The 20766-nt window shown below is 46.8% G+C and carries 18 protein-coding genes; 10 read left to right on the forward strand and 8 right to left on the reverse strand.

The genetic code is table 11. The features are described from left to right. Positions 1-311 precede the first annotated feature (311 nt). From ACPUEK_RS01560 to yghU, 3 genes are all read left to right on the forward strand, one after another. A complete protein-coding gene (locus ACPUEK_RS01560) occupies positions 312-1964 on the forward strand; it encodes a BCCT family transporter (RefSeq protein ID WP_425642069.1) in 1653 nt (550 codons plus the stop codon). Positions 1965-2183: 219 nt separating this feature from the next. Further along, positions 2184-3182 carry a branched-chain amino acid aminotransferase gene (locus ACPUEK_RS01565; RefSeq protein ID WP_067215876.1) on the forward strand — a complete coding sequence of 333 codons (999 nt, stop codon included), beginning with the start codon at positions 2184-2186 and terminating at the stop codon, positions 3180-3182. Positions 3183-3320: 138 nt separating this feature from the next. Then, positions 3321-4157 (forward strand): glutathione-dependent disulfide-bond oxidoreductase, encoded by an 837-nt coding sequence (yghU, locus tag ACPUEK_RS01570; protein WP_425642070.1) that lies wholly within the window; start codon positions 3321-3323, stop codon positions 4155-4157. A gap of 37 nt (positions 4158-4194) precedes the next feature. Here yghU and ACPUEK_RS01575 read toward each other — a convergent pair whose 3' ends face one another. After that, positions 4195-4695 (reverse strand): M48 family metallopeptidase, encoded by a 501-nt coding sequence (locus tag ACPUEK_RS01575; protein ID WP_425643045.1) that lies wholly within the window; start codon positions 4693-4695, stop codon positions 4195-4197. 231 nt (positions 4696-4926) lie between these two features. Here ACPUEK_RS01575 and ACPUEK_RS01580 point away from each other — a divergent pair, with 231 nt between their 5' ends. After that, positions 4927-5667 (forward strand): DUF481 domain-containing protein, encoded by a 741-nt coding sequence (locus ACPUEK_RS01580; protein ID WP_082866086.1) that lies wholly within the window; start codon positions 4927-4929, stop codon positions 5665-5667. Between the two features lie 33 nt (positions 5668-5700). Here the strand turns inward: ACPUEK_RS01580 and ACPUEK_RS01585 are convergent, their stop codons facing one another. Beyond that, positions 5701-6567 (reverse strand): NAD(P)-dependent oxidoreductase, encoded by an 867-nt coding sequence (locus ACPUEK_RS01585; RefSeq protein ID WP_425642071.1) that lies wholly within the window; start codon positions 6565-6567, stop codon positions 5701-5703. Positions 6568-6686: 119 nt separating this feature from the next. Next, positions 6687-8663 (reverse strand): methyl-accepting chemotaxis protein, encoded by a 1977-nt coding sequence (locus ACPUEK_RS01590; RefSeq protein WP_425642072.1) that lies wholly within the window; start codon positions 8661-8663, stop codon positions 6687-6689. A 324-nt stretch (positions 8664-8987) separates the two neighbouring features. Here ACPUEK_RS01590 and ACPUEK_RS01595 point away from each other — a divergent pair, with 324 nt between their 5' ends. Beyond that, positions 8988-10151 carry an aldose 1-epimerase family protein gene (locus ACPUEK_RS01595; protein ID WP_067033078.1) on the forward strand — a complete coding sequence of 388 codons (1164 nt, stop codon included), beginning with the start codon at positions 8988-8990 and terminating at the stop codon, positions 10149-10151. Positions 10152-10215: 64 nt separating this feature from the next. Here the strand turns inward: ACPUEK_RS01595 and ACPUEK_RS01600 are convergent, their stop codons facing one another. The 3 genes from ACPUEK_RS01600 to ACPUEK_RS01610 form a co-directional block, all read right to left on the reverse strand. Next, a complete protein-coding gene (locus ACPUEK_RS01600; protein ID WP_425642073.1) occupies positions 10216-11289 on the reverse strand; it encodes a hypothetical protein in 1074 nt (357 codons plus the stop codon). 87 nt (positions 11290-11376) lie between these two features. Further along, positions 11377-11841, reverse strand: a complete 465-nt coding sequence (locus ACPUEK_RS01605) for a hypothetical protein (protein WP_425642074.1) — start codon at positions 11839-11841, stop codon at positions 11377-11379. A 151-nt stretch (positions 11842-11992) separates the two neighbouring features. Continuing rightward, complete coding sequence (locus tag ACPUEK_RS01610) at positions 11993-12796, reverse strand: AraC family transcriptional regulator (protein WP_425642076.1); 804 nt, start codon at positions 12794-12796, stop codon at positions 11993-11995. Positions 12797-12957: 161 nt separating this feature from the next. Here ACPUEK_RS01610 and ACPUEK_RS01615 point away from each other — a divergent pair, with 161 nt between their 5' ends. Then, positions 12958-13908 (forward strand): ornithine cyclodeaminase family protein, encoded by a 951-nt coding sequence (locus ACPUEK_RS01615; RefSeq protein WP_425642077.1) that lies wholly within the window; start codon positions 12958-12960, stop codon positions 13906-13908. A gap of 41 nt (positions 13909-13949) precedes the next feature. Beyond that, positions 13950-15248 (forward strand): NAD(P)/FAD-dependent oxidoreductase, encoded by a 1299-nt coding sequence (locus ACPUEK_RS01620; protein ID WP_425642078.1) that lies wholly within the window; start codon positions 13950-13952, stop codon positions 15246-15248. 39 nt (positions 15249-15287) lie between these two features. On the opposite strand, the gene ACPUEK_RS01625 is transcribed toward ACPUEK_RS01620, so the two are convergent. Then, positions 15288-15941: a glutathione S-transferase family protein gene (locus ACPUEK_RS01625; protein WP_425642079.1), complete on the reverse strand. Its 654-nt coding sequence runs from the start codon at positions 15939-15941 to the stop codon at positions 15288-15290. A gap of 117 nt (positions 15942-16058) precedes the next feature. Between ACPUEK_RS01625 and ACPUEK_RS01630 the strand changes: the two genes are divergently transcribed. Further along, positions 16059-16898, forward strand: coding sequence for a LysR family transcriptional regulator (locus ACPUEK_RS01630; RefSeq protein WP_425642080.1), 840 nt, complete (start codon positions 16059-16061; stop codon positions 16896-16898). Here the strand turns inward: ACPUEK_RS01630 and ACPUEK_RS01635 are convergent. Then, entirely contained in the window at positions 16895-17803 is a 909-nt protein-coding gene (locus tag ACPUEK_RS01635) for a LysR family transcriptional regulator (RefSeq protein ID WP_067215911.1), read from the reverse strand. The genes ACPUEK_RS01630 and ACPUEK_RS01635 overlap by 4 nt on opposite strands. Positions 17804-17912: 109 nt before the next feature. Here ACPUEK_RS01635 and ACPUEK_RS01640 point away from each other — a divergent pair, with 109 nt between their 5' ends. Together ACPUEK_RS01640 and ACPUEK_RS01645 are read left to right on the forward strand one after the other, a co-directional pair. Then, a complete protein-coding gene (locus ACPUEK_RS01640) occupies positions 17913-18638 on the forward strand; it encodes a sulfite exporter TauE/SafE family protein (RefSeq protein ID WP_082866087.1) in 726 nt (241 codons plus the stop codon). A 398-nt stretch (positions 18639-19036) separates the two neighbouring features. Beyond that, positions 19037-20713 carry a pre-peptidase C-terminal domain-containing protein gene (locus tag ACPUEK_RS01645; protein ID WP_425642082.1) on the forward strand — a complete coding sequence of 559 codons (1677 nt, stop codon included), beginning with the start codon at positions 19037-19039 and terminating at the stop codon, positions 20711-20713. Positions 20714-20766: the final 53 nt, after the last annotated feature.

The raw sequence follows: 20766 nt of genomic DNA on the forward strand, positions 1-20766 counted from the left end.
TAAACTATAATAATATATAGGAAACTAATTTTCTTAACCATAAAAACAAATGCCACTTTTCTATTTCAAGAAAAGTCACCAAAAAAATTAAAAGCCCTATTTATCATAAACTTAAAATTGGTATTTCTGTTTTTAGCTCCTATCCATTTTCGTAACCTGCATCAAACAGACTTACATGTACCAAAACAAGAGCATTAAAAAGAAAAATAACATTAGTTATTCTTATGTTATTCATTAGTTTAAAGGGCGTTTACGGCCTCTTTCTTGATCGCTAACGTATTACCATCGATAGCATTCATAAAGGTCTTCCCATGGGAATAAAATCAAATAGATCCGATACGGACTACGTAATACTCGCTAACAAAGGCATGTTTCGGGACCTTAACCCGAATATGGCGCTCTTCTCGAAAGGGCTCATCCTCGCTTTTGTCATTTTTACACTCTACGACGTCGACTTCGCTGCGAGTACTTTTTCTGGGATGCAGTCTTGGATTCAAAATAGCTTAGATTGGTTTTATGTTTTATCGATGTGTGTATTTGTTGGTTTTACGTTCTACCTCATGTGTTCCCGCTACGGCCACATACGACTTGGCAAAGACGACGACCGTCCAGAGTTCAGCTATTTCTCTTGGTTCTCAATGCTGTTTGGTGCGGGGATGGGAATAGGCCTATTGTTCTGGTCCATTGCTGAGCCGTCTTACCACATTCAAAACAGCCCTTTCCTTGCTGACGGTGCCGCCAATACCATGGAAGGCGCGAACGTTGCTATGCAAACAACGTTCTTACACTGGGGACTACATGGTTGGGCCGTCTATGTCATCGTGGGCTTAGCGTTAGCGTATTTTGCTTATCGACATGAGCTACCACTGACAATCCGCTCAGCTCTATACCCTATCTTTGGCGATAAGATTTTCGGCTGGCGCGGTCATATTGCCGATCTACTGGCCGTATTCGGAACGCTATTTGGTGTAGCGACCACCCTTGGGCTCGGCGCTGGCCAGATTAATGCTGGCTTGAATTATATGTTCGGAGTGGAAATTGGCATTGTCCCGCAGGTCATTATTATCGGTGTTGTATCGGTGATTTCGACTATCTCAGCGGTATCAGGGGTTGGTCGTGGCATCAAAATCTTGTCTGAAGTTAACATGTGGCTGTCGATTTTACTGATCATTATCTTTCTATTTGCGGGCCCTACGGTGTTCTTGCTTGGCTTCTTTGTAACGAATCTAGGAGATTACATTGTAAACATGATCCCGATGGGTTTTTGGGTTGACCCTGACCCTACACGACAGTGGCAAGGCTGGTGGACAGTGTTCTACTGGGGGTGGTGGATTGCTTGGGCACCCTTCGTCGGCATGTTTATCGCACGAGTATCAAAAGGTCGAACGATTCGCGAATTCTGTTTAGGCGTACTGCTGGTTCCGACATTAGTGACATTCTTTTGGATGGCGATTCTAGGTGGCACAAGCATGCACATGGAGCTATTCGCTGAAGGCGGTTTTGGTACTGCCGGTGTGATTAATGCCGTTAATGAAGACATTTCCAAGCCTTTATTTGTCGTCATCGAAAACCTCAACTTAGGTATTTTGACGCAATTTGTAGCCTTGATCTCTTTAATCCTAATCATTACCTACTTCGTCACCTCATCTGACTCTGGCACCTTAGTCATCACCACCATGGTGTCGATGGGAAGTGAAACGCCACCGACTGGCTATCGTGTTTTTTGGGGACTAAGTGAAGGCGTTGTTGCGGCAGTGTTATTACTCGCTGGAGGATTAAAGGCACTACAAACAGCGTCTCTTGCCGCAGGGCTTCCGTTTTCTTTTATTATCTTCATGATGATGTACGCATTAATAAAAGCCCTACGTGCAGACTTCAAAGGCGTTCAGCAGATACGGGAGGTTGCGCCGCACGAGCATACCAATCGCACAGATCACTATATTTCGATTCTGAATAATCGCTAACCAAAAGTGCCATAGAACCTATCAGTCTGTGGCACTTCGCTAAAACCCTAAAAATATCGATAATTGGTCGCAAGAGCGCCCTAATCTAAGAATCTCACTTTCTTACAACGCCAATCTGTTTTACTATTTTGAGATTAAGTCTTGGACATCCAATGTTATCGCCTGACCAAACTTAATCGCACATATCCTTTTCGCAATTTCATTCAGTAGGAACTCATAATGGCGGCTTTTGGTAGCGTGTTTATGCCGAAAATGGCATTAGCAACATTCGAAAATAATCAATGGTCTGACGCTCAGATCGTTTCATCTGACAGCATCTCTCTGCACCCAGGTGCGCACGTTTTGCACTACTCAAGCACTTGTTTTGAAGGCTTGAAAGCATTCCGTCACGAAGACGGCAGCGTGCATGTCTTTCGAATGGACCAAAACGTCAATCGCTTCGCGCAAAGCAGCCAATTGTTGTCGTTGCCGGAAGTCGATAAAGAACAAGTCTCTCAAATGATTAAAGACGTTGTGGCTGAATACGCTGCAGATGTTCCTTTACCTCCTGGCTCAATGTACATTCGTCCGACACACATCGGTACAGAAGCAGCGGTTGGCAAAGCGGCAGCACCCTCTGAAACATCGATGGTTTACATCTTGCTTTCACCAGTAGGTGATTATTTTGCTGGCGGAGCTAAAGCACTGCGACTATTACTTGATGAGACCGGTCAACGCTGCGCACCACATATGGGAATGATCAAGAGTGGTGGTAACTACGCCAGTGCTCTTGCACCAACGCTTGAAGCGAAAGCAAAGTACCAAGCCGATCAGATTCTTTTCTGCCCAAATGGCTACATCACTGAAACGGGCGCGGCTAACTTCTTGATCGTTGATGGCAACGAAATCATTACCAAAGCGCTGGACTCAAGCTTCCTACACGGCGTTACGCGCTCTAGTATTCTTACCATCGCTGAAGATCTGGGCATGACGGTTTCTGAGCGTGAAGTATCTGTTGAGGAACTGCTTGAGCGCGCGGCGAAACCTGGTGTTGAAGCCATGCTTTCTGGTACCGCTGCGGTATTAACGTCTGTAGGCACCTTCATTCACAATGATAAAGAATACAAAGTCGGTTCTGGAGACACAGGTCCTGTGGCTCAGAAACTGCGCCAAGCTCTGAATGACATCCAGTGGGGCAAAGCACCTGACAAGCATAACTGGTTGACCAAGATCGCCTAAGCGACTTTAGTCAGTTCATCAAAGCCAGCATTTTATGCTGGCTTTTTTTTTGCACACAGTCTCCTTACTCCTGTCCTTGAGGTTCTATGTAGTTACCACTATAACGTTAACTATACACATTAATTAAAGGAGCAGATCATGAGTTCTGAGAACCATTATACGCCACCAAAAGTTTGGAAATATGATGAGAAGGAGGCAGGAAAATGGTCCAAAATTAACCGCCCTTACTCTGGCCCAACTCATGATAAAGCTCTACCACAGGGCAAGCACCCTTTCCAGTTACATTCCCTAGCAACACCCAATGGCCAGAAAGCAACCATAATGTTCGAAGAGTTGTTGGAGTTAGGCTTAGATGACGCAGAGTACGATGCGTATACAATTGATATTGGTGAGGGCAAACAATTTTCTTCAGGCTTTGTCGACATCAACCCTAATTCAAAAATTCCAGCAATGATCGACACCACTACTGACCCACAGATACGCGTATTTGAGTCTGGCTCCATCCTCCAGTATTTAGCAGAAAAATTTGATGTGCTGGTGCCAAAAGATATCAAGGGGAAAACGGAGTGTCGCAACTGGCTAATGTGGCAAATGGGCGCAGCGCCTTTCCTTGGCGGTGGTTTTGGTCACTTTTACGCCTATGCGCCAGAGAAACTCAAATACCCAATTGACCGTTACACGATGGAAACTAAACGCCAGCTAGACCTGCTGAATAAGCACTTAGTTGAAAATAAGTATATGGCGGGCGACGAGTACTCTATTGCAGACATCGCTATCTGGCCTTGGTATGGCAATTTAGTATTGGGCAAACTTTACGATGCAGCCGAGTTTCTAAATGTCGAAGAATACACCTATGTGAAACGCTGGGCCGAGATGATCGCCGAACGCCCTGCTGTGAAACGTGGGGTGCGAGTAAATCGTACATGGGGCGATGATGGGCTGACTGAAAGGCACAGCTCAGCAGACTTCGATTAAGCTATCTCAACTCTGGACTGAAGCATAACTTCAGTCCTTACTTCCACAGCTCACCAAACTTATCTTTATGGCAAAGGTAAATACGCAGCTCAAACTCTAGTTGGTGATAATCCGGTTCCATATGGCGACACAGCTTATAAAACGCTTTGTTGTGCTCTTTTTCACGAAGATGGGCTAACTCGTGTACCAAAATCATTCTCAACATCGCTTCTGGTACACGCCGAAACATAGCAGCAACGCGAATTTCATGCTTTGCCTTGAGCTTACTACCCTGTACCCGCGATACAAAGCTATGCAACCCTAACGCATTGTTAATCACGTGAATTTTATCATCATAGATAACTTTACTTATGGGCGCGGAGCTGCGCATAAACTCTTGTTTAATGTCTTGCGCATACTCATAGAGCTGCTTTTCACCTGCCAACTGGTGAGAATTAGGATATTTACTCTTTAGCCATGCTCCGGTTTTCTCTGCTGCTAACATTGCCTCTACCTGCTGCTGCAAGCTTGATTCATAGCCATTTAAATAACGCTTCACATTCGACACGGACCATCTCTACTCTATGCTAATCACTGACTTAATAGTGTAACGAACCACTCGATCAAAAAGGAATAAAATCTCTCTGTTGCAAGATTCACTTAAGCAATTTTCAAAAAATCAGGGGAAGTATGGCCAAACAATGCAACCTGTTCCCATTCACTCTTGTCAAAGAAATGGCTGTGGTAGGTTTGACGGTATACGCCGTTCAAGACCAAAAGGACCCTACCCATGAACAGAGCTTTGCTAATCCCTTTTATTGCTGTCAGCCTAGCTTCTTCCGCTGTCTTTGCCGATACCGACAGTAACACTGATAACTGGTCAGGCTCCGCTGAGCTTGGCTTTGTTTCTACATCAGGCAACAGTGATACTAACAATATTAATGGCCGCTTAGACCTGACCCAAGAGTCCATTCAGTGGCGAACAAACTATACTCTTAGCTCGTTGTACAGTAGCTCAGATAGCGATACGACTGCCGAAAAGTATTCCGGCTCCATCCAGAGCAACTACAAATTTAATACGGAAGAGTTTTGGTATGTCCGCGGCTCTCATGAAAATGATCGTTTCTCAGGCTATCGCAGAAAAAGCTCTGTTTCCACTGGTTACGGTAATCGCTTCTGGCAAGCAGCGGATGGATCCTATTTAGAAGCATCCGCTGGAGTAGGTTATCGCGACTTTGCGATTGACCGAGACACGCTAAACGCTGATTCCGACCGAGGCAATTTTGTTCGCTTTGCGGGGACTTATGAAAAACGCTTCACCAAAACGTCTTTATTTCGCCAAGAGCTGACCAGTGAGATCAGCACTAATGGAGGCAATACCGTGAATGAATCCGTTTCCTCATTACAAGCGAGCATAATCGAGAATTTAGCAATGAAGCTGGCCTACCGAGTGAAATACACATCGGATGTACCAGCAGATACAGATACCACAGACACCGAAACCACGGCATCGGTGCTGTACTCGTTCTAACGTCTCGCTTACAGGTTTAAACAAAGCCTTGGGTTACTTATCCAAGGTTTTAATCAATACAGAGGTGTCCTGACGCCCACGACCATCTTCAATTAATCCCTGATAATCCGAATCAATCACTTGGGTATACGGTAATGTTAGTCCCATGCGCTGCGCTTGAGCCAAAGCAATGCCCAGGTCTTTGTGCATCCATTCAATCGCGAAGCCAAAATCAAATTCGTCCTTCGCCATGGTCGCACCACGGTTTTCTAACTGCCATGAGCCAGCCGCACCATACTTGAGTGTTTCTACTAAGGTTTCAACGTCTAATCCTGCTTGCTGAGCAAAGCGGATACCTTCTGACAGGCCACTTAAAACACCACCCACCAATATCTGATTTACCATTTTAGTCAGCTGGCCAGCGCCTACCTCCCCCATGCGTGTATAAGCTTTAGCGAAACACTCTAACACCGGCTGAGCCTCGTCAATATCCGCTTGAGAGCCACCTATCATAACCGTTAGGACACCATTTTCCGCACCGGCCTGTCCTCCAGAGACTGGCGCATCTAAGAAACGGCACGCTTTGGCTTCAGCGGCTTCAGCAAGTTCTTTTGCCACTTCGGCTGAAGCGGTTGTGTGATCAATAAACAAGGTCCCAGGTTGCGCTGATGTCAAAGCCCCCTGTTCGCCTAAATACAATTGACGCAGATCGTCATCATTACCCACACACGTTAGAACAATATCCGAGGCGTTTGCCGCGCTTTCTGGCGTCAATGCCATTGCACCCGAGTATGCCTCTAACCAATTTTGAGCTTTACTTGGTGTGCGATTATAAACCGTGACGTCATGACCTGCGCGGCTCACATGACCTGCCATTGGGTAGCCCATTGTGCCTAGCCCTAAGAAACTTACCTTCATCATGTCACTCCTTATTAGTTCAATCTCTGTTTAGCTTACGCCAATTCAAGAGGCTTTTTCGAGCCAAAAAAAGCCTGCTTTAATTGGCAGGCTTTTGGAAATAATCACTGGAACTTTTCGTTTTAACGTAGCTCGTTCAAACGCTTAGCGATCGCGTCAATTTCTTCACTCATGTGACTTAAATGACTGGAATCATCTGCATTGCTGCTGGTTAATGCCTGCAAGCGCGATACAAATTGGGTCAAATCATTCGAGACTTTTTGCTGCTCATTTGCCGCAACCGATATCTGTGTTGCTTGATCGGTAATCAAAGAGAATGAACTCACGACTTCCTGCAAATGACTGGCGGTAGATTCCGCACTGGTCACCGCTTTCTCCGTTTCAGAAAGGCCCTGTGACATCGAGCTAACGGAGTCTTTCGAAGCATCTTGCAAACGGTTTAATACACGCTCAATCTCTACTGCAGAACTTTCACTCTTAGCCGCTAGATTTCGAACTTCATCCGCAACGACCGCAAAACCGCGACCAGTCTCACCGGCACGAGCCGCCTCAATGGCTGCATTTAATGCCAGCAGGTTGGTTTGCTCAGCAATATCCCGAATAACACTCAACATGCTGTGAGCTTTGCGACTGTCTTCGTCCAGTTGTAAAATTTTCTGCTGAGCACTGTCCATGGTTTTCGACAATACTCGCATGGTATTGATCACACCTGACATCTCATCGCCGCTGGTGCGAACTTCCACATGAATTCGTTCGACTGTCGATTTGGTTTCATTGGAATACATCGCAACGTCCGAGGATGTGGCGCCAAATTGCTCGGTCGCCGCCGCCAAAGTATGGTTCTCGTCACTAAGGCTATTGGCCTTACTCAAAAATTCATTACTGAAATTTTTCAGTCTTCCGGCATCACTCACCAACTTACTTGATTCAGCGTGGATACTCGCAAGTAAGGCCTTCAATTTATCGCCATACGCATTCACCGATGTCCGCAATGCGCCAATCTCATCACCATGAAGAATCTGAAGCGCTTGTGAGGTATTGCCAGACACCAAGCCGTTAATCTGCTCCGTCGTCTGTTCGATACGAGCTAATAACCTACGGAAGAACATTAGCGTGATCCCACTAACAACGATCAATAAACCGCCTAATGCGATCATTAGAAACCAACTCATACTGTCAGCGACTTCGGTCATAACGCCTTTAGGAACGACCAAACCAATCGTCCAACCCGTTTTTGGCTCTTTGATAATATCAACGAAAGCAGACTGCCCCAAAATCTCATCTCTTGACAACGCCATCATAGTTTCAGAGTTATTACGTGCCGCATTCAAAGCCGGTGCCAACCAAGGTAGTTGGCTCGCTAATTCTTTCGCAGTCACCATTGAGTCATCGGCTTTAACAATTTTTGCGGCCGACTTAGGGAAGCTGAGCATTTGACCTTGAGCATCCAAAGCAAAAACATACCCTTCGCTCTGAGACCCATAATCTTCTAGTACCTGCGTGATACCACCCAGCAACATATCGACTGTCGCGACACCGGTAAATTTCCCTTGCTCCTTGATAGGAACGGTACACGTCACCATGGGCACTTTAGACACTGGGTCGGTATAGGCTTCCGACCAGCTACAACGATCAATCGGCGCATTACGCCCAACGCTATACCAACCCTCATTGTGGTATCCCGAACCTGCCGGATCATTATAGTCTTCCAGTAATTCGATACCTGACCCAGAACGCGCCCAAAAAAAGCTACGACGCTCAACACCTTGGGTAAACGCATTAGGCTCCGGCCAGATACCGCCCCCCGCAATACTACCATCACCATGATTATCAATCAGAGGAGGGAATACCTGTTTAAAAAGTGCTGCGTCTTTTGGTAATTGCGCCGCTGCTAAAGCGAGCGAGCTGGTCATCAACTGTACTTCGTCTAATTTAGCACCGAGTAACGCGACTACTCCACGCTGGTTAACTTGTATTTGAGCTTGGCGCTCTGCTATCAGATCCGTCTTAACTTTTCCTTCTACCACCATATAAATCATAGCAATGGCTAACACAAAAATAACGGCTAACCCCAATACCACTTTCTGGCGAATCATCATGGCTGACTTCATAGACGTATCAGTACTCTTAGTATTTTAAAAGGGGCCATCAGTAAGGCTTTCACCTAACAACAGCAGGACTCTTTAATTCATAGCACAGTTTGCACAAAATGAGATATAAATAAGGCAGGAAAATTAAAAGGCGTGCAAACGAACACAGAGCGTCCGTTGCACGCCAGCACACCGCAGTACCAGTCAAGCTGGCATCCACAGTATTCTTTGGGACAAGTCCCAGATCACACTTTAAGCGTAGACCATCGGTTTCGCTTTTACAGCACCGCGGCAACTCGATATAGTGACGTCACCACCTACAAGGGAGTCGTTATGTCTCAGTCCTCCGAGTTTCGTTTTACGTTTCTAAGTCACGATCACAACATTGATCTAAGTTCGGCACACTTAACCGCCGAAGATATGGGGCTTCCTAGCGACATTGCCATTGAATGTAAGTTACAGACCCTACGTGGCGGTAAGCAGCAAGGCTCTAAGCTCATCACCCTAACTGTGGGTGACAAAGTACTAAGAGTCATACCAACGCGCGCTATGGCCATTTTAGATGCGTCTCGGGGTGAACTGCGTTATGGCTGGGACTCTCCCATTACTGAAGTAGTACACCCAAGCTTTATCAATCAAGAAGCGTCCGGCGGACTTGGATGGCTCGATGGCTTTAATGAAATGCTGGTTCGCTGTGGCTATCAATGGGCCGGACACCCTGGCGAAGACAATGGCGACATGCTGACACTTCATGGCCGTATCCAAAATACACCGGCCGATGAAGTCGTTCTTACCGTTGAGCAATTCCCACCTTATCGCGTTACGTTATCAGGACGAGTAGACGAAAAGCGTTTTAAGTTCACCAACTTTGAAGTGCACACTGAGCTTTCTCTGACACCTGATGAGCCCTACATCCACATTCAAGATACGCTTACCAACCTCTCGAATTACGATAATACCTATCAGGCGATTTACCATAATAATTTCGGCGCGCCATTGCTTGAGGAAGGGGCTTCATTACATGTCGCCGCCACGCAAATTTCGCCTTTCAACGACTATGCGGTCAATGGCGTACATGAATGGGGTCAACTGTCAGCACCAACAGAAAATTTCGACGAGATGGTGTTCAACGTACTGCCCATCGCTGATGAAGAAGGCATGAGCCATGCTCTAATGAAAAACGCCGCAGGCGACGCCGCGATTGAAGTCAGCTGGGCGCAAAACACACTCCCCGTTTTGACCTTATGGAAAAATACAGACACCATCGAGCAAGGCTATGTAGTCGGTATCGAGCCAGGAACATCCTTCGCCTACAACCGCAAGCATCAGTGGAATTTAGGGCTCGTGCCAACGATTAAAGGAAAAGCCAGTAAGGTCTTCAAAGTACGCTTTGGCCTGCTAACAGACAGTGAGTCAGTGGATGCCAGTGTGGCAAGAATCGATGCTCTGCAACTAACACCGACACTTGTCAGCAATAATCCTTTAGTAGCACTTTAAGAGTTGAATAAGTGGCAGGGCAAATATTCTATGCCCTGCCATCTTCGATCTGATCAATTGATCATTAAACCACTAAATCCACGTGCTGCAGACTATCTATCGAGCCATCATCCCGCACATATAAACCAGTTTCGCGAACAACACCGGTTTGCTCTCCTTGCTCGTCAAACAAGCTAAACAGCGAACTGGTGCGTTCTAATACAAAGGCGCTGATACCAACATCTTTTAAGGAAAGCAGCGACTCATTACCCGATTCGTCGCGCTGCACCAGCACTAACTCTTGCCAAATATCATCCAACTCGTCGATCAAGCCATCTTGGTTATCGTCATACTTGGCTAAGTCTGCAAAGCCGCTACCTGAGCGCGGACCAAACAGTTCGTTACCGTCATCAATGCGGCCATTGCCGTTTTTATCCACGGCAAGAAAAGCAGAATCACCGGTCGCGAACGCTATCTGCTCTTCTTCGCCGTCGCCATCAATGTCAAACGACGTACGCTGATTGGTCAACTGTGCCACGTTACCGTTTAAATTCACTACTAATGGATCGACTGTACGACTTGATAACGTTATTTGGCCGTAATATTCCTCCACCTTTGAACGTGACATGTCCAGTCGAAAATCAACATCCAATTTGCGTCCATCGTTCAGTTCTAGCTTGCCCTGTATCGCCACAGAGCTGGATTCCGTTTCTGTCACATAGCGATACTCTTGAATGGCTTCAATCACTTGACGGCGTCCACCCGTTCCCTCATCGCTTTGACGAGCACTTTCTGGCGGTTGCGCAACGGATTGCTGCGCCTCTGAAGCCTTTTGAAAGTCACGTTCATCAAACAGGCTGATCTCAACACCAAACATACGCTCCAACAATGTCAGCATTTTCGAAAACCGCTGTTCAATAATGCTGATACTTTTTGTGGCTTCGTCTTCGACCTCCAGCTCTTGTTGTACCTGTGAACTGAAGGCAACCTCTTGCTGCCGGGTAATTCGTTCGGAAAACTGTGCCTGAGCAAAGGCGGCTGGGCGTTGAGCGTTTGCATTGGTATCCGGCTCTTGCTCGATTCGAGTACGCCGTTGGCCACTAAACGTTGAAGTTTGATGCGCGTAACGCGATTGAAAGGATAACTGACTCTCTGCCATATGACGGCCTCCCTGAGTGTTTAAGCTAAGGGTATCGGCCGTCAAACATGTTTATTTAATAATCAATTCGAATAAGAAAGGTCTGATCTAGTGCTCGTCATCATCAATATGATTTTCCGGATCTTGCGGTACAAAGTGCAAAAACAAGCCGAGTGCTACCAACAAAAATGCCGCACTAATGACAATGGCAACAGGGTAATATAGATTACCTGCCATATCAGCTTGGCTGTACTTAATCACCATAATCAAGCCTTCTAAAGACAGAGCCACACAAACCGTCGTAATAAATCGAGGTAATGTACGCCGCATCATGACGATTACATCGTGTTCATTTTTATTGCCGTACTCTTTATTAATAACCATGGCCAACTCAAATACTGCAATTGCGATAATGTTAGAGTTAATGACTTTAATTAAGATCTGCGTCATGTCCTCTCCATCCATGAATTGAGTGAACCCAGTCATAAGGCTGCTACCACAGACTAAAATGGCGAGCAGGAAGAACAGTGTGGCTAAGAATTTTGCAAAAAACTTCTGAATATTTGCGCTCATGAGGCACTTCCTTAAATGAATTTCTTTACACTTTACGGGCTCATTTTAATACAATCCAGTGTTACTACAGAAATACCTTAACCCTTCCTCAAAGTGAGCAATGTATCGCTCTTTTTCAGTCCAGTAACGAATTAGTCGACCCACTAAGCAACTAACGAGTGCGCCGAGTTTGTGCGGGCGATTGCCCCATCGTCTTACGATAAGCCCGTGAAAAGGCCGATGGACAAGAAAAGCCAAAGCGATCAGACAGAATAGCAACCGGAATTTTAGTGGTTTGTAGTAAACGCTGCGCTTCGGTCAATTTACGTTGCAACACGTATTTTTGAGGGCTCATACCCAGCAAAGACTGACACACCGTGTAGAAATGACTTTCACTCATATTAAAATACTGAGCTAACCATACATTACTAAAATTTTGCTCTGGTGACAGGTCAATCAAACGTTGGAGTTCCGCAATATCTAACCGCGAATGGCTTATTTTATGCCAAAGCACATCTTGCTCAATCACTGCGTCGGCTATCTGCATCAGCAACATAGGCAACATTTGCGTCGACAGCCTTTGTTTTGCCACTTCAGAAAGACCCAGTAACTGTGTTGCTGCAAACTCAACGCACGGCATAGCAGTGGCAGGTAACTGAGCAAAACGAGACGACTGCTGGAAAAGTTCGGAAACAGACACCCCAGCGCTTTCTTCAATGTAGCGCATGACTGGATCACTCGGCACCAGATCTATGACCAATATCTCGCAGTCTGACGAATGACCTTGGTACAAATGAGGAAGCACTTCTGGCGCCATGGCAAAACGGCCACGAGATAAATCAAGAGCCGCGGAGCTGAGTTCACACGTCATGATTCCCTGCCAGCCAATCAAGACCTGAGAATAGTCATGTATATGCTCACCTTGCTGCGTTGCGATCCTATTTCGACGCAAGCTACTTTGCTTGTTCTCTTGCATAAGGCCTTAGCTACCCTTCACTCTAACCGTCTCTATATAGCAACTCTCAGTTGTTATAGATAGCCTTGGTCAACTATAGCAGAGTTTTGGTTAACTCTTACGTGTGGCAAGGTCTAGGATAAAGCGTAGACCATCTCCTCTCTCTGCAATAAGGATTCATAATGTACTTATCGGCCGAAACCCTTACCCAGCGCCTTACTTGGCCAGCCATGATTGATGCTTTGCGTACTATTTTTACCACCGATGTTCACTCTCCAGTACGCCACCATCACTTTATGGATGTTCCAGATGAGCCTCAAGCCACTCTACTACTGATGCCCGCATGGATTGAAGGTCAGTATTTAGGCGTTAAGCAAGTCAGTGTGTTTCCGGGTAACAATGCAAAAGGTTTACCAGGGCTCACCAGTTTATATACGTTAAGCAGTGGTACAACCGGTGAAACCTTAGCGCAAATGGATGGCAATATTATCACCGCACGACGCACCGCAGCGGCGTCAGCCTTGGCATCATCTTACCTCTCACGCTCGAACACTCGTTCCATGCTAATGGTTGGGGCTGGACGCATGGGACATTTCTTAGTGCCTGCTCATATGAGTGTGCGTGCTATTGAAACCGTATGGATCTGGGATCGCAATGAAGACATGGCGCGGGCGTTTGCCAAAGAGCTTGTCGCGCAAGGCATTGATGCGCATGCTTGCGTGCAAGCCGACTTACCTCACATTGCTGGCGAAGTAGACCTAATCAGCTGTGCTACGATGGCAAAAGAACCGGTTATTCAAGGGCGCTGGTTACGCCCAGGTACGCACGTAGACCTCGTTGGCAGCTTTACGCCTACCATGCGTGAAGTCGATAACCAAGCCATGCAAGCAGCGAATGTCTTTGTTGATACACGTGCCGGCGCTTTAGCCGAGACAGGCGACTTAATCATCCCTATCAAAGAAGGCGCCTTCTCAGAAGACGATATTTGTGCGGAACTAACAGAGCTTTGCGGGGCTGAACATAAAGGCCGAGCGCAATTAGCGGATCCAGATAAGGCGATTACCTTGTTCAAATCTGTTGGCGACTCACGTGAAGATTTGGCTGCTGCTATATTGGCTTATAACGCTTCTTAATTAATTGACTGACTTAATCGACGCACCATCAGGAGAGCCCCATGAACCGCACATTATTGGATTCCAGCATTATTCCTGCAAACACGACCGGTAAACCCAGTTTCGCGGTCGTGGGGGCTGGCGTTGTAGGACTGTGTGTCGCATTGGAAGCACTTCGCCAAGGCTATGCCGTCACCTTACTAGACAGCAATGAGCCTGGGACTGCAGCCTCTTATGGCAATGCAGGCTATCTCGCGACAGAGTTAATCGACCCATTAGCAACGCCCGAATCGGTTCGAAGTGCCCCTAAGCTATGCCTCGATCCTGATGGACCTGTCTGTGTACCGTGGAAATATCTACGCAATTCGATTCCTTGGTATGCAAAATTTCTTGCCGCGTCGAATACCGCCAATGCGCAACAAGGCACACAGGCTCTCTCTGCACTGAACCAACTTTCTGTCTCCGCGTGGCAACGGCTTCTTACGGATATCGATGCTACCGATCAGATCATCAAAGTAGGCAATTTAGTCGTATGGGAAAACCCTGAAAAAAAAGCAGACGCTCACGCTTTGATTGAACGAATGGCCACTTTTGGCCTCACCTGCGAATATGTAGAAGGGCAACGTCTTGCTGATTTAGAGCCAGAGTTATCACAGCAATTAAGTCATGCGGTATTCTTCCCAGATGCTTATCGCTTAAGTGATCCCTATGCCGTTTGCCAAACACTTTATAACACCTTCATCGAACGAGGCGGTCAGTTTTTCCAGCAAAAAGTGATGGGACTCGAGGCTCACCATAAGGCCATTCAGATCTATCTTGAAGATCAAAAAGCCTATCCATTTGACCAAGTTACGGTGTGCGCAGGCGCTTGGAGTACAGAACTGCTAAAACAAGTGGGCATAACTGTGCCGCTGGAAGCAGAGCGCGGCTATCAATTAACCTTCCCAGAGAAGAATCAACAACATCTAAACCACATGGTCTTATCTGCAGATCGCCGCTTTGTTATGTCGCCGTTAGACTCTGGTTTACGTGTGGTAGGCATGAGTGAAATCGGAGGTACATCATTGGCTCCAATTAAGAAGCGCTATGCCGTGCTCAATAAGCACACCAAAGCACTTCTACCCGAGGCGTATAGCAAAGGCAAAGAGGCGCCCACAGAGTGGATGGGGCACCGCCCGACCTTACCTGACTCGCTGCCTGTGATTGACCAGCACCCTACATTTTCACGTTTAAGTTTTGCTTTTGGGCATCAGCACCTTGGCATCACGCAAGCGGCTATCACCGCAGAACTTTTGCTGCAAAAAATACAGCATGAGCCAACGCTGCTGTCATTAAATGCATTTAAAGTAGACCGTTTTTGAAGCTTAACATGAACAGGTTAAAGGCTGAGCGACTATCCGTTATAACGGCTCGCCGGCTTCGTCTTCTTCGATGATGTCGGTTTCAGTTAGCGCGTCTTCCAACCATTCTTGCATCGCGGGGTGGTTGAGCATAGTTTGTTGATACGCTTTGGCCGACTCAGATAGCTCGACGCCGTACGTCATAAAACGAAATACTACCGGCGCAAAGAAGGCGTCAGCCATACTGAACTCGTCGAATAAGTAGTCGCCCTGCTCGGCGTAATCTAGACGCTGCTCACCCCAGATGGCATCAATGTTGGCGATGTCTTTAGCGATGGCGTCATTGATATCGACTCGACGACGGGCGCGACAGTTCATCGGCATGGCATTACGCAAAGCTGTGTAACCACAATGCATTTCGGCCACCGTTGAACGAGCTACCGCACGAGCCGCACGATCGATAGGCCAACCTTTGCCAGCCAAGTAGGCTTCATTGATGTATTCTGCAATCGCTAATGAATCCCACACATTAATGCCATCGTCGACCAACACAGGCACTTTTTTGACTGGTGAATAAAGTGCTAATTGTTGGTAAAAGTCATCCGTAAACAGGGTGAGCTTCACTTCTTCAAACGGCACGTCGAAGGCTTTTAGCGCCAGCCAGCCGCGCAGTGACCAAGAGGAGTAGTTTTTGTTGGCAATGATCAGTTTCATGTAAGCAGTTCCTTAGCGAGTGGTTAGAAGTGCTTTCATTGTGCGCCCTTGATATTTATATGACTAACGAATAGTTTTAATGGATTACTTTCGTTTTGCTAATGAATGGATGGTGCCATGGATATTGATGCGTTGCGCAGCTTTCTAGCCTTTGTCGATACGGGGAGCTTTACCCGTGCTGCCAAACAAACCTATCGTTCCCAAAGTGCCATCAGTATGCAGATGAAAAAGCTCGAAGAGGCCACGGGGCAATCACTGTTTACCAAGGAAGGACGCAATGTTGCCTTAACGGAGCGAGGGCAAGAGCTGGTGAGCTATGCTCGACGAATTCTTTCCTTGCACGACGAAGCCATGAGCCACTTTAAGCACACGGTACATCATCGACCGCTGGTATTAGGTTGCCCAGATGATTATGCGGAATCCGTGCTGCCGGATGTGGTCGCTTTAATGCGCGAGCATTTGCCCCAGCAAACCTTAACCATTATCTGCGATTGCAGCTCCCAGTTACGCCTTATGCTGGATCAAGGTAAGGTCGATGTGGCGATTTTAACGCGCGCCCCTCATGCGGAAGAAGGCTACCTACTGAAGCATGATAAAGGGGTCTGGGTGCATGGCGGGAAGAGTTTGGAAAACGAGAGTTTGCCCTTAGTCCTGTATGAGCCGGACTGCAAATTCCACAGCGCGGCCATTGACGGCATGGAAAAACAAGGCCGTCCCTATACCTTAGTCGCCAGTTCGTCGAGCGCCACAGCGATTAAAAGCTTATTACGCCGCGGCATTGGCATCAGCGCTATGGCGGTCTCCAGCGTGTCTCCTGGATTAACCATTAGCCGTGACACCAGCCTACCTCCGTTGCCGTCAGTGGACATTGTATTGGCAGTTGCACCGGTGCCACATCCAGCTTTTGGTAGTCATTTAGCGGCTAAAATCAGTCAACGCTTCCAAGCAACCGCTTAGTCTCCGTTGTCTGAGGTAGGTGTTTTTAAGTAGCGTTTGATAAAGCGCCAAAACGCATTGGCCTCAGGACTCAAGGTCTGATTTCTAAGACGAACCATAAACAGCGGAAACTGGCTGTGGGAGCTGAAGTTTTCCACATCCATGCGTACCAAGCGCCCTTCCTCTAGAGAGTCCTTGATCATGTAATGGGGCATACGTGCCCAGCCCATGCCCGCTTGTACCAAGGTTTTCTTGACTTGGAAATCGTTCACGTGCCAGCGTCGACCCGTTGGTAAGACAAAACGATGCTCCTGTTCTTCCGCTGAGCGACTGGCTAAGATTTGCGGTAAGGAATACAAGGCTTGTTGCTTCACTTTTTGTGAGCCAGCCTGCAGTGTAGGCAGCAGATCGGGATGCACGACGCAGGTCATTTCCAACTTGCCCACCTCAACAAAGATATGCCGATCATCAAGACCATAGCTGGGACCAATGGCAATGTCGGATTTCTCTTTGACCAGATGCTCTTGTACGCCGTTTAAGTGATCGGTCGTCAGTTCAACCGCAATGTGTGGATGTTCGGCATCAAATGCCTTAAGCAGCCCAACAATGTGTTCTGTCAAACTCATCTGACTGATGCATAAGCGCAGCGGCTGCTGTTCAGTTCCTTGAGCTAAGTGGTGCCCCAGGTGCTCTAATTGATTTACTTGTAGCAACAGCTTTTTACTCTGCTTAAAGAAGGCTTTGCCCTCTGCTGTGAGTGTTGGACGATAGCTATCACGATCCAATAGCTGGATACCATACTGCCCTTCCAAGGCTTTGACGGCAGCACTGATACTCGGCTGGGTTTTATGAATCGCCTCGGCAGCAGCACGAAAGCTGCCCATTTCAACCACCGCAATAAAAGCCCTGAGTTGATCCAGCTTCATGATAAAAATTTCCTTTCATTACAATCAAAAAACGAAATTATTTTTAATTCATTATTGCCGTTATTCTATCGCTCATCAAGCAACACACTTATAACCAAGGAGGACTATCGTGACAACCGCATTTGTGGTGATGTTTATGGCTGGCATAGTAACCGGCTTTTCAAAGTTTTCCGTAGGGGGAATGGGGCTAATCATATTGCCGATCGTCATGATTGCCTTTCCTGGTCCTGAAGCACTCGGGGCTTTATTGCCTTTATATATTATTACTGACGTGATGGCGGCTTGCAGCTACCGCAAGAATATCTCATGGCGGGTACTGGCACGCTTTTTACCGCTGGCTTTCATAGGGCTGCTTATCGGTTCTTACCTACTCGCCGACTTAAACGCAGATCAGTTTGTCACACTCCTCGGTGTGATCATTATTTCAATGATACTTTTAGGGCTTTACTTGGATGCACGGCCGAGTAACTTTATGCAAAAGCCCATAACGGCCTATTTTATGGGGCTAGCAGGTGGATTGGTTACGATGGTTGCAAATGCCGCAGGACCTTTATTCAGCTTATTCTTAATGGAGCAAAAGCTTAGCAAAGACAGCTACGTCAGCACTCGTGCTTGGGCCTTTCTGATCATCGATGTCATCAAGCTGCCGATGTATCTAGGTCTCGGACTGCTAACCCAAGAAAGCTTAACCATCGGTGCGTATGCCCTACCAGGTTTGTTAATCGGTGCGTTGATCGGCTACCACTTTTTAAAACATGTGACACCGGCACACTTTAAATGGCTAATCCGTCTTATGTCGTGCATCGCGGCTATGAAGTTAATGTTCTTTTCCTGAAAGCCACTTAGTGATTTTCCGACCTTCAAGATTCTATCAAGCATTACCACTTGTAAAGTCGTAATGCTTGCAACATCCTCTAATCTCTTTATGTTGTTAACAACGATTATCATGCAGGTCTTCCAAGGTCTTGCCATCACCTTAGTTTTGTCTAGGCCACACTTCGCGCAAGAAGCAAAAAAAAATAATCAAAAAATTCAAACAGTTATATTCTTAGATCCGATTACCAGTGAATTTACACTGACCCTTTCAATACGTAAGTTTTCCAGAATAAGCTTTTCTGAACCTTAACATTCACCTGACACCATCTTTGAAACGATTCTCTTATCTTGAATGGCGTGTTAGCGAATATCTTCATCGCTTATCACTTTGAAACCAAACTTAGGACGGAGGTCTTCATGAAATCAGCAAAGCAATTTTCAAATCAAGGCAATGCACTAGACACAGCGAAAGGCAATATGAGCACACCAGAATATTTGCTCAACAACCTGAATCAGCAGAACCTTACATCAGATTACGTTGCCCAAGTTCTTGACAGCTTACCACCAGGTCAAATCGTGCGTTACTTTGCACAAAACGGTCTTGAGGCGCTATTTGAGCAGCAAGAAGAAACCACACAAGACAATTATGGTAGCAATGCGACAGCGCTAGAGCTGAACACGGCACTGGATGCCAGCATTGATACGGAAATGGAAAACGACCTGTACTCTATTGAATTAGAAGAAGGCGAAAACTACTCTTTCACTGTTACAAGCGACGAACTTTCTTCACCTTATTTAGTGTTACGCAACAGTGATGGCGAGCGTATTTCAAGCGATGCTCAAGAAGACGATGAAACCAATACGTCATTCAGTTTTACGGCGCCACAGTCAGGCGTTTTCTACTTGGATTTATCTGACTTAGAAGACGATGCTTCTGGCAACTACAACATCAGTGTTACCTCGTCAGATGAAACCGATCCAGTCGATGAGACAGAAGACCCACAAGACGGCTCTGAAACCGACCCAGTCGATGAAACAGAAGACCCACAAGACGGCTCTGAAACCGACCCCGTCGATGAGACAGAAGACCCACAAGATGGCTCTGAAACCGATCCCGTCGATGAGACAGAAGACCCACAAGACGGCTCTGAAACCGACCCCGTCGATGAGACAGAAGACCCACAAGATGGCTCTGAAACCGACCCCGTCGAAGAGACAGAAGACCCACAAGATGGCTCTGAAACCGATCCCGTCGATGAAACAGAAGACCCACAAGACGGCTCTGAAACCGACCCCGTCGATGAGACAGAAGACCCACAAGATGGCTCTGAAACCGATCCTGTTGACGAAACGCCCGATGACACGGTTGTAGATGATTTTACAGCAGATACCACAACAGCGGGTGCCATTGTTGCCAACACAGAAGTACAAGGAACATTCGAACAAGCAGGTGATTCAGATTGGTACTCAATGAATCTTGAAGCAGGCACAGACTACACTATGACATTCTCTTCTGAGAATGTTGAAATCCCTGCTCTAGTGCTACGTGATGCAGAAGGCCAAACGGTTGAAAATAATTTCAGTATTACAGGTGATGATGTAGACATTAGTTTCACAGCAGAAGAAGCAGGTACCTACTTCCTAGATGCTAGTGATCTCTCTAGCGCTGCTATCGGAGACTACACATTAGCGTTAACCACTGACGAGCAAGATACTATTGAGATTCCTGAACTGGATGAAGACGACGTATCTGCAGACATTCTCACAACTAGCCTACTGGATGTCGGCAGTACAGTTGAAAGCTCGCTAGACTTCGCAGGCGATGAGGACTGGTTCGCCACCTCTCTAGAAGCAGGCATGACCTACGACATCTCCATGGAAAGCGATGCTCTAGAGTCTGGCCAGCTAGCCGTTATGGACAACGACGGTGAATTAGCACTAGCCCTTGAAGAAGGTAATGAAGATGGCATCCTGTCCTTCACTGCCGAAGAGTCTGGCACCTACTTCATTGGTGCATCGGATGCGAATCCAGATGCAACCGGCGATTACCTAATCGGCGTACAGCAGCAAACGACTGAAGATGTGATTGCATAATAGCCTCTCAATAATCGTAGCGTAATAGCCAACCCTCGAAGGGTTGGCTATTT

The organism is Marinomonas gallaica (genome assembly GCF_049821165.1).
Taxonomy (GTDB): domain Bacteria; phylum Pseudomonadota; class Gammaproteobacteria; order Pseudomonadales; family Marinomonadaceae; genus Marinomonas; species Marinomonas gallaica.